Here is a 16,127-nt window from a genome sequence, read left to right on the forward strand (position 1 = left end):
CCCCAACGCCCGTTCACTCGACCGCCTCCGCGTCCACCTCCGCTCCCGCCCCCGCCTCCGTAGCGGCGTCCCGGGTGCGTGCCGGGGCCGCCGTCCCCGGCGGCGGGCCGCTGTTGCTCGGGGTGCGGCATCACGGGCCCGGGTCCGCGCGGGGGGTGCGGGCCGCGCTCGACGCGGCGGAGCCCGCCGTCGTCCTCATCGAGGGCCCCACCGAGGCCGACGCGCTCGTGTCCCTCGCCGCCGACCCCGCCATGCGGCCGCCCGTCGCCCTGCTCGCCCACGCCGTGGACGACCCCGGCCGGGCCGCCTTCTGGCCGATGGCCGCGTTCTCGCCCGAGTGGGTCGCCCTCCGCTGGGCCCTCGACCGGGGCGCCGCCGTGCGGTTCATCGACCTGCCGGCCGCGCACACCCTGGCCGCCGCCGACCCCACCTGGGACGACGGGGACGACGTGCCCGACGGGGAGGACGGGGTCTCCGGGAGCGGCCCACCGGTCGACCCCGTCGCCGAACTCGCCGCGGCCGCCGGGTACGAGGACGCCGAGCGCTGGTGGGAGGACGCCGTCGAACTGCGCGGCGGCCAGGACCCCGCCGCCCCCTTCGAGGCGCTCGCCGAGGCGATGGGCGCCCTCCGCGAGGCGTACGGGCACGGCGGACACCCCCGCGACCTCGTTCGCGAGGCCCACATGCGGATCCGGCTGCGCGCGGCCCGCAAGGAGTTCGGGGACGACGCCGTCGCCGTCGTGTGCGGCGCCTGGCACGTCCCCGCCCTCACCCGGAAGACGACCGTCACCGCCGACCGGGCCCTGCTCAAGGGCCTGCCCAAGGTGAGGACCGAGACGACCTGGGTCCCCTGGACCCACCGCAGGCTCGCCCGCCGCTCGGGATACGGCGCCGGCATCGCCTCCCCCGGCTGGTACGCCCATCTCTTCGCCGCCCCCGACCGGCCCGTCGAGCGCTGGATGACCCGGGTCGCCGGACTCCTCAGGGCCGAGGACCACCCGGTCTCGCCCGCCCATGTGATCGAGGCCGTCCGGCTCGCCGAAGGCCTCGCCGCCCTGCGCGGTCGCCCGCGCCCCGGCCTCGACGAGACGACCGACGCCGTCCGCGCCGTGCTGTGCGAGGGCTCCGACGTGCCGCTCGACCTCGTCCGCGACCGGCTCGTCGTCGGTGACGTCCTCGGCGAGGTCCCGGCCGGCGCCCCCGCCGTCCCCCTCCAGCGCGACCTCGCCCGCCGCCAGCGCACCCTGCGCCTCAAGCCGGAGGCCGCCGAACGCGACCTCGACCTCGACCTGCGCAAGGACACGGACGGCGAGCGCAGCCGACTGCTGCACCGGCTGCGGCTCCTCGGCGTCGGCTGGGGCGAGCCGTCCACCGGCCGCTCCGGCACCGGCACCTTCCGGGAGGGTTGGCGGCTGCGCTGGGAGCCCGAGCTGCACGTCCGGGTCGCCGAGGCCGGTGTCTGGGGCACCACCGTCGAGGCCGCCGCCACCGCCCGGGCGCGGTCCCGCGCCACGGGGGCGAAGGCCCTCGCCGACATCACCGCCCTCGCCGAGCAGTGCCTCCTCGCCGGACTCGGCGACGCGCTCCCCGTCGTCATGCGGGCCCTCGCCGACCGGGCCGCGCTCGACACGGACGTCTCCCATCTCGCCCAGGCCCTCCCCGCGCTCGCCCGCGCCCTGCGCTACGGCGACGTCCGCGGCACCCGGACCACGGCCCTCGCCGAGGTCGCCGCCGGCCTCGCCGAACGGATCTGCGTCGGCCTGCCGCCCGCCTGCGCGGGACTCGACCCCGACGCGGCCGCCGCCATGCGCGAGCGGATCGACGAGGTGCACCGGGCCCTCGCCCTGCTGCCCGGGGCGGACGGGCTCGCCGACCGCTGGGCCGGCGTCCTGCACCGCCTCGCCGACCGCGACCGGATCCCGGGCGTCCTCCGGGGCCGGGCCGCCCGGCTGCTGCTCGACGAGGGCCGGATCGCCGTCGACGGGGCCGCCGTCCTCATGAGCCGCGCCCTCTCGCCCGGCACCCCGCCGGCCGACGCCGCCGCCTGGATCGACGGCTTCGCCGGCGGAGCCTCCGGCGGCGGGCTGCTCCTGGTCCACGACGAGCGGCTCCTCGGACTGGTCGACGCCTGGCTGACGGGCGTCCCGGCGGACGCCTTCACCGACGTCCTGCCGCTGCTGCGGCGCACCTTCGCCGCGTACGAGCCCGGGGTGCGCCGCACCCTCGGCGAGCTGGTCGCCCGCGGTCCGGGGGCCGGCGGCCCCGGCCACGTCCTCCCGGGCGTCCCCGGTTTCGCGGCCGACCCGGACCCGGACCGGGCGGACGCCGTGCTGCCCCTCCTCCATCTCGTCCTCGGCACGGAGGTCCTCGTATGAGCACCGGAACCACTCCCGGCCCGGCCACCGCCGCGAACACGGCGGCGGCGGACGACGAGCGGGTGCGCCGCTGGCGGCTCGTCCTCGGCGGCGGAGCGGCCGACGGCACCGGCCGGGCGCTGACCGGCACCGACGCGGCCATGGACGGCGCCCTGACCGCGCTCTACGGCGCCAAGGGCCAGGGCGAGCGCACCGGGCGGGAGCGCGCGGCCGGACTCGGGGCCTCGGCCCCTTCCGTCGCCCGCTGGCTCGGCGACATCCGTACGTACTTCCCCCGGTCCGTCGTCCAGGTCATGCAGCGCGACGCGATCGACCGGCTGGGGCTCGCCACCCTGCTCCTGGAGCCGGAGATGCTGGAGGCCGTCGAGGCGGACGTCCATCTCGTCGGCACCCTGCTCTCCCTCCACAAGGCCATGCCCGAGACGACCAGGGAGACCGCCCGGGCCGTCGTCCGCAAGGTCGTCGACGACCTGGAGAAGCGCCTCGCCGCCCGCACCCGCGCGACCCTCACCGGCGCCCTCGACCGCTCGGCCCGGATCAGCCGCCCGCGCCACCGGGACATCGACTGGGACCGGACGATCCGCGCCAACCTGGGGAACTACCTGCCCGACCACCGCACGGTCGTCCCCGAGCGGCTGATCGGCCACGGGCGGGCCTCGCGGGCGATCCGGAAGGAGGTCGTGCTCTGCGTCGACCAGTCCGGCTCCATGGCCGCCTCCGTCGTCCACGCCTCCGTCTTCGGCGCCGTCCTCGCCTCCATGCGGTCGATCGCCACCCGGCTCGTCGTCTTCGACACCGCCGTCGTCGACCTGACCGACCGGCTCGACGACCCCGTCGACGTCCTGTTCGGCACCCAGCTCGGCGGCGGCACCGACATCAACCGCGCCCTCGCCCACTGCCAGTCGAAGATCACCCGGCCCGCCGACACGGTCGTCGTCCTCATCAGCGACCTGTACGAGGGAGGCATCCGCGACGAGATGCTGAAGCGGGTCGCGGCGATGAAAGCCTCGGGCGTCCAGTTCATCGCCCTGCTCGCGCTCTCCGACGAGGGCGCCCCGGCCTACGACCGCGACCACGCGGCGGCGCTCGCCGCGCTCGGCGCCCCCGCCTTCGCCTGCACGCCCGATCTGTTCCCGGAGATCATGGCCGCCGCCCTGGAGAAGCGCCCGCTGCCGATACCCGCGGCCTGACCGCCCCGGCACCGGGAGCCTCGCCCGTACGGAATCCGTCGTCCCGGACCACCCGCTCGGGTGTTCCGGGACCCATTGAGTCCCATATCACACGGCTCTCCGGGCGGTCCTCACCCGCAGGTCCGGCGCGTCGTGAGGGGTCGGGAGGCCATGCCCCGCCTGCCGGGGAGGCCGCGCCGCGCCCCTCCGCACCCCCGGACGGAGACCCCGTGGCCCCTACACCCTGTGACCCGTATCACCGCTCCGTTGTGAGCTGCGATTTAGGGACCCACGGCCCTCGGCGATAACCTGCGAGACGGACATGCCGCGTCCACGGACACCGTGTACGCCTCCCTTGTGACAGTGCAGTCACGTTGCCCTCCGCGGCACGCCCACGCAGACAACGAACCGCGATCATCAGAAAAGGGACGGACGCGCGTGGACCTGTTCGAGTACCAGGCGAGGGACCTCTTCGCCAAGCACGGTGTACCGGTGCTGGCCGGTGAAGTCATCGACACGCCTGAGGCGGCGCGCGAGGCCACCGAGCGTCTTGGCGGCAAGTCGGTCGTCAAGGCGCAGGTGAAGGTCGGTGGCCGTGGCAAGGCCGGCGGCGTGAAGCTGGCGGCGAACCCCGACGAGGCCGTCGCCCGCGCGACGGACATCCTCGGGATGGACATCAAGGGCCACACGGTCCACAAGGTGATGATCGCCGAGCTGTCCCCGGAGATCGAGGCCGAGTACTACGTCTCGTACCTCCTCGACCGCACCAACCGCACCTTCCTGGCCATGGCCTCGGTGCAGGGCGGCATGGACATCGAGGAGGTCGCGGAGAAGACCCCCGAGGCCCTCGCGAAGGTCCCGGTCAACGCCGTCGACGGCGTCGACATCGAGAAGGCCCGCGAGATCGTGGCCCTGGCGAAGTTCCCGGCCGACGTGGCCGAGGGCGTCGCCGAGGCCCTGGTCACCCTGTGGGACACCTTCGTCGCCGAGGACGCCCTCCTCGTCGAGGTGAACCCGCTGGTCAAGACCAAGGACGGCCGCATCCTGGCCCTGGACGGAAAGGTGTCTCTCGACGAGAACGCCGACTTCCGCCAGCCGGGCCACGAGGCTCTCGAGGACAAGGCCGCAGCCAACCCGCTCGAGGCTGCCGCCAAGGCGAAGAACCTCAACTACGTCAAGCTCGAGGGCGAGGTCGGCATCATCGGAAACGGTGCCGGTCTGGTCATGTCGACCCTGGACGTCGTCGCGTACGCCGGTGAGGCGTACACATCGGTGAACGGCGGCGGCGTGAAGCCGGCCAACTTCCTCGACATCGGCGGCGGCGCCTCCGCCGAGGTCATGGCGAACGGCCTGGAGATCATCCTGGGCGACCCGGACGTCAAGTCCGTGTTCGTCAACGTCTTCGGTGGCATCACCGCCTGTGACGAGGTCGCCAACGGCATCGTCCAGGCCCTGGAGCTCCTCGCCTCCAAGGGCGAAGAGGTCACCAAGCCGCTGGTCGTGCGCCTCGACGGCAACAACGCGGAGCTGGGTCGCAAGATCCTGTCGGACGCGAACCACCCGCTCGTGCAGCGCGTGGACACCATGGACGGCGCGGCCGACAAGGCCGCCGAGCTCGCGGCTGCGAAGTAAGGGACGAGGTCAGAACACCATGGCTATCTTCCTGACCAAGGACAGCAAGGTCATCGTCCAGGGCATGACCGGTGCCACGGGCATGAAGCACACCAAGCTCATGCTGGGTGACGGCACCAACATCGTCGGCGGCGTGAACCCGCGCAAGGCCGGCACCACCGTCGACTTCGACGGCACCGAGGTCCCGGTCTTCGGCTCCGTCGCCGAGGCGATGAAGGAGACCGGCGCCGACGTCTCGGTCCTCTTCGTCCCGCCGGCCTTCGCGAAGGCCGCCGTGGTCGAGGCGATCGACGCCGAGATCCCGCTGGCCGTCGTCATCACCGAGGGCATCGCGGTCCACGACTCCGCCGCCTTCTGGGCGTACGCGCAGGCCAAGGGCAACAAGACCCGCATCATCGGCCCGAACTGCCCCGGTCTCATCACCCCGGGCCAGTCCAACGCCGGCATCATCCCGGGCGACATCACGAAGCCGGGCCGCATCGGTCTGGTCTCGAAGTCCGGCACGCTGACGTACCAGATGATGTACGAGCTCCGTGACATCGGCTTCTCGTCCGCCGTCGGTATCGGTGGCGACCCGGTCATCGGCACCACGCACATCGACGCCCTCGCGGCGTTCGAGGCGGACCCCGAGACCGACCTGATCGTCATGATCGGCGAGATCGGCGGCGACGCCGAGGAGCGTGCGGCCGACTTCATCAAGGCCAACGTCACCAAGCCGGTCGTCGGCTACGTCGCGGGCTTCACCGCGCCCGAGGGCAAGACCATGGGCCACGCCGGCGCCATCGTCTCCGGCTCCTCCGGCACCGCCCAGGCGAAGAAGGAGGCCCTGGAGGCCGCCGGCGTCAAGGTCGGCAAGACGCCGACCGAGACGGCCAAGCTGGCGCGCGCCATCCTCGCGGGCTGAACAGGCTCGACAGGCTGAACAGCCGGTGGCCGCGGGACTCCGCGGCAGCCGTACGAGAGGGCCCCGCCCCCGCCCGGACTCCGGGCGGGGGCGGGGCCCTCTCGCGTGCGCCGGCCGGCGCGGGGGGTCACTCGGCGGCCGGGACCAGCCGCTCCGGGCCCGGGTTCGGCTGGGAGCGCAACTTGTCGCGGAGCACCAGGTCCTCCGGGCGGAGCTTCTCCGGACCGCCCCGCACCGGGACGCCGTTGACGGTCTCGCCGGGGGCGTTCACCGGGATGTAGTGGGTCGGCGCGGTCGCCGCCGCGAAGCCGGTGACCCCGATGAGGACCGCCGTCACCCCCAGCACCGCACGGGTCCAGGTCCGCGCCCGGCGCTCACTGCCCGACCGGACCACGCGGGCGGCCGGCAGGGTGGTCGTCGGCGCCTCCGTGACCAGCGAGCCGAGCCGCTGGTGCAGGACCTCCGGCTCGGCGAGCTCGGGGACCTTCTTCGCGAGGACCGTACGCGCGTGCAGCAGCCGGTTGGCCGCGGCCGGGGTGCTCGCCTCGGTCTCGGCCGCGGTCTCCGGCAGGTCGAGCCCGAGCCCGTCGTAGAGCAGGACGGTGCGCCGGTAGGGCGCGGGGAGTTCGAGGAGGGCGGTGAGCAGGGCCCGCCGGCCCGCCTCGGTGGGCGGTGCGTCGGGGTGCTTGTGGGTGCGGCGCAGCCGGTGCCAGGGGGAGAGGGCGTACTCGTACGCCACGGCCCGCACCCAGCCCAGCGGGTCCGCGTCGACGGCGACCTCGGGCCACTGCTCCCAGGCGCGGTGGAAGGCCTGCTCGACGGCCTCGCGGGAGAGCCGCCGCCGGCCGGTCAGCAGATACGTCTGGTGCACGAGACCGGGTGCCGCCCGCGCGTACAGCTCGTCGAACGCCTCCTCGGGGGTGGCCCCCGGCACGGCGGGCGGCCCGGCGGGCCGCTCCTCCGCGATCCACGGGGTCCCGGCCGCGACCGGTTTCAGCCGCTCCTGGGGCCGCGGGGGGCCCTTGCGGGCGCGGGCCGCTGTGATGGCGGGGGACGGCGAGGGGCGGGTGGGTCGGTGCGTCGCCCGGCCCGGACGTGCCGAGCAGCTTGGCGTACGCCTCGCGCTTGCGGCCCCGGGGTGCCGAACGCCCGGTCTCCCATGACCTGACCGTGGCCTTCGTGACGCCCATGGCCTCGGCGACCTGCTCCTCGCTCAGGGCGAGGGCCTCACGCAACCTGCGCCGCTCCTTGGGGGTCGGCAGGGTGGCGGAGGATGCGGAATCCGCGGTGCTCCGGCTCATCGGTGTCGACCTCCCGCAGAGCTGCTGTGGGCGGAAAAGTACATAAACGTATATTGAGCGACACAGCCGATGTTTGCCTGTTACGCGGCAAAAGCGCGTGTCGTTGGGAGCATGGCCCCCGTGATCCATGTGACCGAGCACTTCCTGGTCCAGGGCGGCCGTTCCGCCGCGGTCGCCACGGCCTGCGTCCGGGGCGGGGTGGCCGCCGGACTCGGCCTCGGCGCCCTCGCGGTGCTGGTCGTCGCCGCCTGGATCGGCTCGCCGTACCCCGACAGCGGCCCCGGCGGCGCCCTGCACCTGGCCGCCGGCCTCTGGCTGCTCGCGCACGGCGTGGACCTCGTCCGTACGGACACCCTGTCCGGGCTGCCCGCGCCCCTCGGTGTCGCGCCGATGCTGTTGGCCGTCCTGCCCGTCTGGCTCGTCCACCGGGCCGCCCGCGACACCCTCGAAGCGGCCGCGCACCCCCGGCGGCCGTTCGCCGCCGCGGGCGCCGTCGGAGCCGTGTCCGGCGGATACCTTCTGGTCGCCGCCGCGGTCGTGCTCTACGGCACGAGCGGCCCGCTGCCCGCCGACCTGCTCGCCGCCGGGCTGTGGCTGCCCGCCGTCGTGCTGGGCGCGGCCGGAGCGGGCGCCTGGACGGCGCTCGGGCGGCCGCTGCCCGCACAGCCGCAGGCGGCCGCCGCCCTGCGGGCGGCCGGACTCGGTCTCGTCACCCTGCTGGGTGGCGGCGCGGTCGTCGCCGCGGTCTCGCTCGCCTGGCACGCGGGCGAGGCGCAGACCGCCTACACGGCCCTCACCGGGGAGTGGTCCGGGCGGATCGCGGTAGTGCTACTGGTCCTCGCGCTGCTGCCGAACATGGCGGTCTGGGGCACCGCGTACGGGCTCGGGCCGGGGTTCGCCCTCGGCACGGGCGCCTTCGCGACCCCGCTGGGCCTCGTCGGGGACCCGGCCGCGCCGCCCTTCCCGCTGCTCGCGGCACTGCCCGACGACGGGCGGGGCGGCTGGGCGCAGGGGGCGGCTGCGGCGGTCCCGCTGGTGGCCGCCCTGSWSCAGGGCGGCCGGGTGGGCCGGGCGTCGCGCGCCTGGACGGCCCGGGACACGGCCCTGACGGCGCTGGGCGCGGCCTGGGGCTGCGGGGCGGCGGTCGCGGTGCTCTCGGCCGCCGCCGGCGGAGCGCTCGGCACGGCCCGGCTGTCGGTCTTCGGCCCGGTGTGGTGGCAGACGGGCGCGGCGGCGGTCCTGTGGGGCGCGTGCGTCGGGGTACCGGTGGCGCTGGCGCTACGGGCCTGGGGCCGGCGCGTGCCCCGGCCGAAGCCGCTCCCGGTCCCCGCGGAGGCCTCGGTGGGCCGGGCGGTGGCGGCGTCGGAGACGCCCGGGGTCGCGGCGTCCGCCCCCTCCGCGCCGGAGGGGCCGGCGGCCGGGGGAGCGGATACGGAGAAGCCCCCGGCACCTTCCGGGGGGAAGGCCTCGGGGGCTTCGGGCGGCTCGGCCGCGAGTGTCCCGGCTGCGGGTGGCTCCGGGGCGAAGGCGGCCGGCGCCGGGCCCGGCCGCGCGGACGAACCGTCCCACGCCGACTACGCCGACTACACAGCCCACTCCGCGTACACAGCCCACTCCGCCTACGACCCGTACGGCGACGCCGCGTTCGAGCCGTACGACTACCTCCCGGCGGCCTGGGAGCCCACCGTGCCGCCGCCGCCGCGTCCGGCGCCGCCCGCCGACCAGGGCGGCCCGGCCTGACCGGCGGGCCGTCCGGAGGCGCGGTCCGGGGGAGCTACTCCCGGACCCCGAAGCCCGCGCGCAGCGGCTTCGGCAGGAGGTCGTTGCAGGCCAGCTGGCCCGCGTGGGTGAGGGCGTCGTCACGGCACTCGTAGAAGTCCCGGTAGACGACCTGCATGGTGAAGCCCACCGCGACGATCATCAGGGCCACGCTCGCCGCGACGAGACCGCTGATCGCGGCCGTCCGCATCGAGCGGAGCGGCGCCGCCGTGGCGCCCTGACCCGACGGCCGGCCTGCGGGCTGTCCCGGTGCCTGCCCCGGTGCCTGGCCCTGCGTCTGTCCCGAGGAGTGGGACGCCGGCCCGCCCGCAGACTGTGATGTCGGCGACATCCCGCCGGCCGGGGCCGGCTTGGCGCGCAGCGAGCTGATCGCCCAGTAGAGGCCGAGGGCGCCGAGCAGCAGCGCCAGTTCCGGGATCTCGAAGACCGCGAAGAAGAAGGCCCACATGCCGGCGAGGATCGCGTACCGCGCGCGGCGCTGCGCCGGGTCCTTCGGGTCCCAGCGGAGCCCGCGCCCGCCGCCCTGGCCGCCGCCCTTGCCGGGCCCGCCCTCCGGGCCGCCCGGGCCGCCGCCCTGCCGCTCGGGCCCGCGGCCGAAGCCGTCGTCCGAGCGGCCCGGCTGGCGCGGGCTCCAGCGGCCGTCGGACGGCCCCGACGACCCGGAGCCGGACGATTCCTCGTCCGGGCCGTCGGGGCCGTCCGGTCGCCGCGGCTGCCACGGCTGGTCCGGCCTGCCCTCGGGCGGCGGCGCGAACGGGTTGTTGTCGTCCGTGGACTGGCGTTCCGGCATCTGCTGAACGTCTTCCCTCTGTCGTCAGGACCACGGCCGCACCCGTGGTCTCCGCTGCTGTCTCGTCTCCTGCTGCGTACCGCCGCGCCGGTGCGCCCGCGTGCTGCCGCGGTGCCCCTGCCGCGCCGCGTCCGCGTACCGCTCGGTGCTGCTCGTCCGCCGCGCCGCGCGCGTTCCGACCGGTGCTGGTCGGGGTCCGCGTCCGGCGTCGGACCTTGACGCTACCGTCCAGCTCCGCCCCCGTCCCGTGGGGGCCGTCCGGTGTGCCGGTATCGTTGCTGACGGTCGAGCCGTTCGTAGGGTTCCCCGTATCGAGCGGCACGATTCGTTCGTACGACCGTACAAACACCACGGAAAGAGTGACCCAGTGGCTGCCGCCCGCCTCGTCGTCCTGGTCTCCGGTTCCGGTACCAACCTTCAGGCCCTCCTCGACGGCATCGCCGCGGACCCCGAGGGGTACGGCGCGGAGATCGTCGCCGTCGGCGCCGACCGCGACGGCATCGCCGGTCTGGAGCGCGCCGAGCGCGCCGGCCTGCCGACCTTCGTGTGCCGGGTGAAGGACCACGCCACCCGCGAGGAGTGGGACCGCGCGCTCGCCGGGGCCACCGCCGCGTACGAGCCGGATCTCGTCGTCTCGGCCGGCTTCATGAAGATCGTCGGCAAGGAGTTCCTCGCCCGTTTCGGCGGCCGGGTCGTCAACACCCACCCGGCTCTGCTGCCCAGTTTTCCCGGTGCCCACGGGGTGCGTGACGCCCTCGCCTACGGCGCGAAGGTCACCGGGTGCACCGTCCACTTCGTCGACGACGGTGTCGACACCGGCCCGATCATCGCCCAGGGCGTGGTCGAGGTGCGGGACGAGGACGATGAAGCCGCTCTGCACGAGCGCATCAAGGAAGTCGAGCGCTCACTGCTCGTCGACGTCGTGGGGCGCCTCGCCCGGCACGGCTATCGCATTGAGGGACGAAAGGTTCATGTCGGTGAACACGGACACCGTTAAGCCCATCCGCCGCGCGCTGGTCAGCGTCTACGACAAGACGGGTCTTGAGGAGCTGGCCCGCGGTCTGCACGAGGCCGGTGTCGAGCTCGTCTCCACCGGCTCCACGGCCGGGAAGATCGCCGCCGCCGGGGTTCCGGTCACCAAGGTCGAGGAGCTGACCGGCTTCCCCGAGTGCCTGGACGGCCGGGTCAAGACCCTCCACCCGCGCGTGCACGCCGGCATCCTCGCCGACCTGCGCCTGGAGTCGCACCGCGCGCAGCTCGCCGAGCTGGGTGTGGAGCCCTTCGACCTGGTCGTCGTGAACCTCTACCCGTTCAAGGCGACCGTCGCCTCCGGCGCCACCCCCGACGAGTGCGTCGAGCAGATCGACATCGGCGGTCCGTCGATGGTCCGCGCGGCGGCCAAGAACCACCCGTCCGTGGCGATCGTCACCAGCCCCGAGCGGTACGGCGACGTCCTCGCGGCCGTCCGGTCCGGCGGCTTCGACCTGACCGCCCGCAAGCGCCTGGCGGGCGAGGCCTTCCAGCACACCGCGGCCTACGACGTGGCCGTCGCCGCCTGGTTCGCCGACGACTACGCGGCCGCCGACGACTCGGGCTTCCCCGACTTCCTGGGCGCCACCTACGAGCGGAACAACGTCCTGCGCTACGGCGAGAACCCCCACCAGGGCGCCGCGCTGTACGTCGACGGCACGGGCGGCCTCGCCGAGGCCGAGCAGCTGCACGGCAAGGAGATGTCGTACAACAACTACACGGACACCGACGCCGCGCGCCGGGCCGCGTACGACCACGACGAGCCCTGCGTCGCGATCATCAAGCACGCCAACCCGTGCGGCATCGCCGTCGGCGCGGACGTCGCCGAGGCCCACCGCAAGGCCCACGCCTGCGACCCGCTGTCCGCGTTCGGCGGCGTCATCGCCGTCAACCGCCCGGTCTCGGTCGCGATGGCCGAGCAGGTCGCGGAGATCTTCACCGAGGTCATCGTCGCCCCGGCGTACGAGGACGGGGCCGTCGAGGTCCTCGCCAAGAAGAAGAACATCCGCGTGCTCCGCGCCGAGGGCGCCCCGAGCAACCCGGTCGAGGTCAAGCCGATCGACGGCGGCGCGCTGCTCCAGGTCACCGACCGCCTCCAGGCCGACGGCGACGACCCGGCGAACTGGACCCTGGCGACGGGCGAGGCCCTGTCCGCCGAGGAGCTCGCCGAGCTCGCCTTCGCCTGGCGGGCCTGCCGCGCGGTCAAGTCCAACGCGATCCTGCTCTCCAAGGATGGCGCCTCGGTCGGCGTCGGCATGGGCCAGGTCAACCGCGTCGACTCCGCGAAGCTCGCGGTCGAGCGGGCAGGCGAGGAGCGGGCGCGCGGCTCCTACGCCGCGTCGGACGCCTTCTTCCCCTTCCCCGACGGCCTGGAGATCCTCACCGCGGCCGGCGTGAAGGCGGTCGTGCAGCCGGGCGGCTCGATGCGGGACGAGCTCGTCGTCGAGGCCGCGCAGAAGGCCGGCGTGACGATGTACCTCACGGGGACCCGCCACTTCTTCCACTGAGCCGCGCAGGCCGGGCTCCCGGCCACGACCCCGGTCCCGGGCGGCCCGCCGGTCCCCTCCATGGGGGGCCGGGGGGCCGCCCGGCGGTGTTTTCCAGCGTTCTCCGGCGTTCTCCGGCGTTCTCCAGCGTTTTCCGGTGTTTCCCGGCGTCGCGGGGGAGGACCGGCGGAGCGCACGGCGACGAGTCCGCCGATCGGGTGGACTCTGGTCTAATGGGTTGCTCTTTTGTCGACCACTGGTAGTGGGGGCGTGGTGTTGGACGTACAGAACAGGCCGGCCGAGGAGGCCGACACCGGCGCTCCCGACGCCGCCGGCACCACCCCGCCGGACGGCCTCGCACCGGCGCCGCTCCGCCCGTACCTGGTCCTCGCGGCCGTCCTGTGCGGCCTGTACTTCCTCTACTCCTGGGCGCAGTACGCGACCTTCCGCACCCCGTCCTGGGACCTCGGGATCTTCGGGCAGTCCGTCCGGGCGTACGCCGAGTTCCGGGCCCCCGTCGTCGACATCAAGGGCCCCGGCTTCCACATACTCGGAGACCACTTCAGCCCCGTCACGGCCCTTCTCGCGCCGCTGTACTGGGTCTGGTCCTCACCTGTCGCCCTGCTGTTCGCGCAGGCCGCGCTCTTCGCGCTCGGCGCCGTGATCGTCGGCCGCACCACCCAGCAGATCCTCGGCAGCCGCGCCGCCGGCATCGGCCTCGCCCTCGCGTACGGGCTCTCCTGGGGGCTCCAGGAGGCCGTCAAGTCCGACTTCCACGAGATCGCCTTCGCGGTCCCGATGCTCGCCCTGACCTGCCGCGCCCTGCTCCTCGGACGCTGGACCGCGGCGGCCGCCTGGGCCGCGCCGCTCGTCCTCGTCAAGGAGGACATGGGCCTCACCGTCTCGATGGTCGGCGTGGTCCTCTTCCTGAAGGGCCAGAAGCGGCTCGGCGCGGCCCTGGCCGGATTCGGCGCGGCGGCGTTCGCGCTGACCGTCCTCGTGCTGATCCCGGCGGCGAGCCGGGTCGGCGAGTACGACTACTGGTCGAAGATCGAGAAGACCGGCCAGGGCACCGACACCTCCTTCGTCCAGGTCGTCGGCGACGCCCTCGGCTCGGGCGAGCGCTGGCAGATGGTGTTCTACCTGCTGGCCATCACCGGCTTCCTCGCGCTGCGCTCCCCGCTGGTCCTGCTCGTGCTGCCCACGCTCGGCTGGCGCTTCCTCTCCCAGGACCCCAACCACTGGGGCATGCACTGGCACTACAGCGCGATCCTCATGCCGGTGGTCTTCCTGGCCCTGGTGGACGGCGTCCGTGCCGTGCGCACCTCCCCGCGCGCGTGGCTCTCCGCGTACGGGAAGGTCGTCGTCCCCGTGGCGACGGCGGTCGCGCTGGTGCTCGCCGCGAACCTGCCGCTGTGGGAGCTGACGAAGCCGGAGACGTACCGCTCGGACGCCCGCGCCGAGCAGGCGCGGGCGGCGGTCGACGCGGTGCCCGAGGGCGCGAGCGTGGAGGCCGACGTCTCGCTCCTCGCCCACCTCACGGCGGACCACCGGGTCTACTGGGTCGGCACCGCGAAGGGCGCCACCCCGGACTACCTCGCCTTCGACCTGCGGGGCTGGTCGCAGCAGGTCTCCGACCCGGAACTGCTGGCTTCGCAACTGCACCCGGAGGCGCGGTACGAGATCACCCATCGCTCCGACGGCTTCGCGGTCCTCAAGCGGGCCTGACCCGGCGGACACGACGGGGGCCCGGTTCCGTCCGGAACCGGGCCCCCGTCGTCGGGTGGATCAGTACTGCTGCTTGTTGCGGTTGAACCAGGCCGAGCCGTCCGACTTCGCCAGGAAGACGATGATCAGGATGCCCAGGACGAGGCTCACGATGCCGAGCGGCAGCGAGAAGATGCTGAACAGCACCGTGAACGAGGCGTAGACGATGGTGCCGATCCGGATGCCGTTGGCGCCGGACTTGAACTTGGCGGCGAGCACCATGCCGAGGGCGCCGATGATCAGCGAGAAGATGCCGAGGCCGATCAGGATGCCCTGGCCGAGGTCGCCGAAGGCCGCGGCGTCGGCGGACGAGGCGCCCGACTTCTCCAGCTCGCCGTCGATCGCGAAGGACATGCCGATCAAGGCGAGGCCGCCGATGACGTTGAAGGCGCCGAGGATCCACATCATCACGCGCGCGGCCTTCACCCCGCCGGGCATCTCCATGGCCACGCCCGGGTAGCCGCCCCCGCCGTACGGGGAGACCGGCGGGGCCGCCGGGTAGCCGTAGCCCTGCTGCGGCGGCACGCCCTGGGGGGCCTGCTGCGGGTAGCCGTAACCGGGCTGCTGGCCCTGGCCCTGGCCCTGCGGCTGGCCGTACGGGTTGTTCGGGTCACCGAAGCTCATCGCGGGTTTCCTCCGTGAAATTTCTCGTGCGGGGACGACGCGGCCCGCGCGGAGGACTTTTCACGGCTTGTGAGCGGATTCCCCCCGGCACTTTCCGCGGTACTGCGCCGATCATCGTGGTCGCAACGTCGACTTTTTGTCCAGTCGATACCCGGCGGAGTTGTGCAAGTGCAACCCGTCGCCGGAAGTGACCGTCTGCCCCGTGCGAGCGAATTGGAACAACGCGGGGGTCATCCGGGAGGATGTCCCCATGAGCGCCCAGATTCTCGATGGCAAGGCCACCGCAGCCGCGATCAAGTCCGATCTGACCGTCCGTGTGGCGGCCCTCAAGGAGCAGGGCGTCACACCCGGACTCGGCACCCTCCTGGTCGGCGACGACCCGGCGAGCCAGAAGTACGTGGCCGGCAAGCACCGCGACTGCGCGCAGGTCGGCCTGGCCTCGATCCAGCGCACGCTGCCCGCCACCGCCACCCAGGAGGAGATCGAGGCGGTCGTCCGGGAGCTCAACGAGGACCCGGCCTGCACGGGGTACATCGTGCAGCTGCCGCTCCCCAAGGGCATCGACGAGAACCGCGTCCTGGAGCTCATGGACCCGGCCAAGGACGCCGACGGTCTGCACCCGACCAACCTCGGCCGTCTCGTCCTCAACGAGCCCGCCCCGCTGCCCTGCACACCGAACGGCGTCATCGCCCTGCTCCGCGCGCACGGCGTGGAGATCAAGGGCGCGGAGGTCGTCGTGGTCGGCCGCGGCGTCACCATCGGCCGCACGATGCCGCTGCTGCTCACCCGCCGCTCCGAGAACGCGACCGTGACCCAGTGCCACACCGGCACCCGGGACCTCTCGGCGCACCTCCGCAACGCCGACATCATCGTCGCCGCGGCCGGCGTGCCGCACCTGATCAAGGCCGAGGACGTGAAGCCGGGCGCGGCCGTCCTCGACGTCGGCGTCTCCCGGAACGCCGAGGGCAAGATCCTCGGCGACGTGGACCCGGGCGTRGCGGAGGTGGCCGCCTGGATCTCCCCGAACCCCGGCGGTGTCGGCCCGATGACCCGCGCCCTGCTCCTCGTCAACGTCGTCGAGGCCGCCGAGCGCGCGGAGCAGGGCGATGACGCCGTTCGGTGTGCAGGGCAGCGGGGCGGGCTCGTTGAGGACGAGACGGCCGAGGTTGGTCGGGTGCAGACCGTCGGCGTCCTTGGCCGGGTCCATGAGCTCCAGGACGCGGTTCTCGTCGATGCCCTTGGGGAGCGGCAGCTGCACGATGTACCCCGT

At 74.0% G+C, this 16,127-nt stretch carries 10 protein-coding genes and 2 pseudogenes; 9 read left to right on the plus strand and 3 right to left on the minus strand.

All coding sequences use genetic code 11. The annotated features are described in order from the left end of the window. From EAO70_RS29055 to sucD, 4 genes are all read left to right on the plus strand, one after another. The coding region (locus EAO70_RS29055) for a DUF5682 family protein (RefSeq protein ID WP_410091486.1) at positions 1 to 2,375 on the plus strand (2,375 nt) is incomplete at its 5' end. After that, positions 2,372 to 3,565: a VWA domain-containing protein gene (locus EAO70_RS29060; RefSeq protein ID WP_148005826.1), complete on the plus strand. Its 1,194-nt coding sequence runs from the start codon at positions 2,372 to 2,374 to the stop codon at positions 3,563 to 3,565. The genes EAO70_RS29055 and EAO70_RS29060, both read left to right, overlap by 4 nt. 417 nt (positions 3,566 to 3,982) lie before the next feature. Further along, the gene (sucC, locus tag EAO70_RS29065; RefSeq protein WP_148005827.1) at positions 3,983 to 5,176 is read left to right on the plus strand and encodes an ADP-forming succinate--CoA ligase subunit beta; all 1,194 of its coding nucleotides are present in this window, start codon (positions 3,983 to 3,985) and stop codon (positions 5,174 to 5,176) included. 19 nt (positions 5,177 to 5,195) lie between these two features. Then, positions 5,196 to 6,080 carry a succinate--CoA ligase subunit alpha gene (gene sucD, locus EAO70_RS29070; protein ID WP_148005828.1) on the plus strand — a complete coding sequence of 295 codons (885 nt, stop codon included), beginning with the start codon at positions 5,196 to 5,198 and terminating at the stop codon, positions 6,078 to 6,080. Positions 6,081 to 6,207: 127 nt separating this feature from the next. Here the strand turns inward: sucD and EAO70_RS29075 are convergent. After that, a pseudogene (locus EAO70_RS29075) lies at positions 6,208 to 7,381 on the minus strand (sigma factor-like helix-turn-helix DNA-binding protein). Positions 7,382 to 7,501: 120 nt separating this feature from the next. Between EAO70_RS29075 and EAO70_RS29080 the strand changes: the two are divergent. Next, on the plus strand, positions 7,502 to 9,121 hold the full coding sequence (locus tag EAO70_RS29080; RefSeq protein ID WP_261993109.1) for a DUF6350 family protein: 1,620 nt from the start codon (positions 7,502 to 7,504) through the stop codon (positions 9,119 to 9,121). 34 nt (positions 9,122 to 9,155) lie between these two features. On the opposite strand, the gene EAO70_RS29085 is transcribed toward EAO70_RS29080, so the two are convergent. Further along, positions 9,156 to 9,950 carry a hypothetical protein gene (locus tag EAO70_RS29085; protein WP_148005830.1) on the minus strand — a complete coding sequence of 265 codons (795 nt, stop codon included), beginning with the start codon at positions 9,948 to 9,950 and terminating at the stop codon, positions 9,156 to 9,158. Positions 9,951 to 10,317: 367 nt separating this feature from the next. On the opposite strand from EAO70_RS29085, the gene purN reads away from it, so the two are divergent. The 3 genes from purN (at position 10,318) to EAO70_RS29100 (ending at position 14,194) form a co-directional block, all read left to right on the plus strand. Beyond that, the gene (gene purN, locus EAO70_RS29090) at positions 10,318 to 10,947 is read left to right on the plus strand and encodes a phosphoribosylglycinamide formyltransferase (protein WP_148005831.1); all 630 of its coding nucleotides are present in this window, start codon (positions 10,318 to 10,320) and stop codon (positions 10,945 to 10,947) included. Continuing rightward, positions 10,922 to 12,487, plus strand: a complete 1,566-nt coding sequence (gene purH, locus EAO70_RS29095; RefSeq protein ID WP_148005832.1) for a bifunctional phosphoribosylaminoimidazolecarboxamide formyltransferase/IMP cyclohydrolase — start codon at positions 10,922 to 10,924, stop codon at positions 12,485 to 12,487. Before purN ends, purH begins: the two co-directional genes overlap by 26 nt. 252 nt (positions 12,488 to 12,739) lie before the next feature. Then, positions 12,740 to 14,194, plus strand: coding sequence for a DUF2079 domain-containing protein (locus tag EAO70_RS29100; RefSeq protein WP_148006573.1), 1,455 nt, complete (start codon positions 12,740 to 12,742; stop codon positions 14,192 to 14,194). Between the two features lie 60 nt (positions 14,195 to 14,254). Here the strand turns inward: EAO70_RS29100 and EAO70_RS29105 are convergent, their stop codons facing one another. Beyond that, positions 14,255 to 14,857, minus strand: a complete 603-nt coding sequence (locus tag EAO70_RS29105; RefSeq protein ID WP_148005833.1) for a hypothetical protein — start codon at positions 14,855 to 14,857, stop codon at positions 14,255 to 14,257. A 250-nt stretch (positions 14,858 to 15,107) separates the two neighbouring features. On the opposite strand from EAO70_RS29105, the pseudogene EAO70_RS29110 reads away from it, so the two are divergent. Beyond that, positions 15,108 to 15,953 (plus strand): annotated as a pseudogene (locus EAO70_RS29110) (bifunctional methylenetetrahydrofolate dehydrogenase/methenyltetrahydrofolate cyclohydrolase); the annotation flags it as partial. Positions 15,954 to 16,127: the final 174 nt, after the last annotated feature.

The organism is Streptomyces sp. adm13(2018), assembly GCF_008042145.1.
In the GTDB taxonomy this organism is placed as follows: Bacteria; Actinomycetota; Actinomycetes; order Streptomycetales; family Streptomycetaceae; genus Streptomyces.

Coding starts and splice junctions, on each gene's coding strand:
- EAO70_RS29105 (WP_148005833.1), bottom strand. CDS start 14,857: ATGAGCTTCGGTGACCCGAACAACCCGTACGGCCAGCCGCAGGGCCAG.
- purH (WP_148005832.1), top strand. CDS start 10,922: ATGTCGGTGAACACGGACACCGTTAAGCCCATCCGCCGCGCGCTGGTC.
- EAO70_RS29085 (WP_148005830.1), bottom strand. CDS start 9,950: ATGCCGGAACGCCAGTCCACGGACGACAACAACCCGTTCGCGCCGCCG.
- sucD (WP_148005828.1), top strand. CDS start 5,196: ATGGCTATCTTCCTGACCAAGGACAGCAAGGTCATCGTCCAGGGCATG.
- EAO70_RS29060 (WP_148005826.1), top strand. CDS start 2,372: ATGAGCACCGGAACCACTCCCGGCCCGGCCACCGCCGCGAACACGGCG.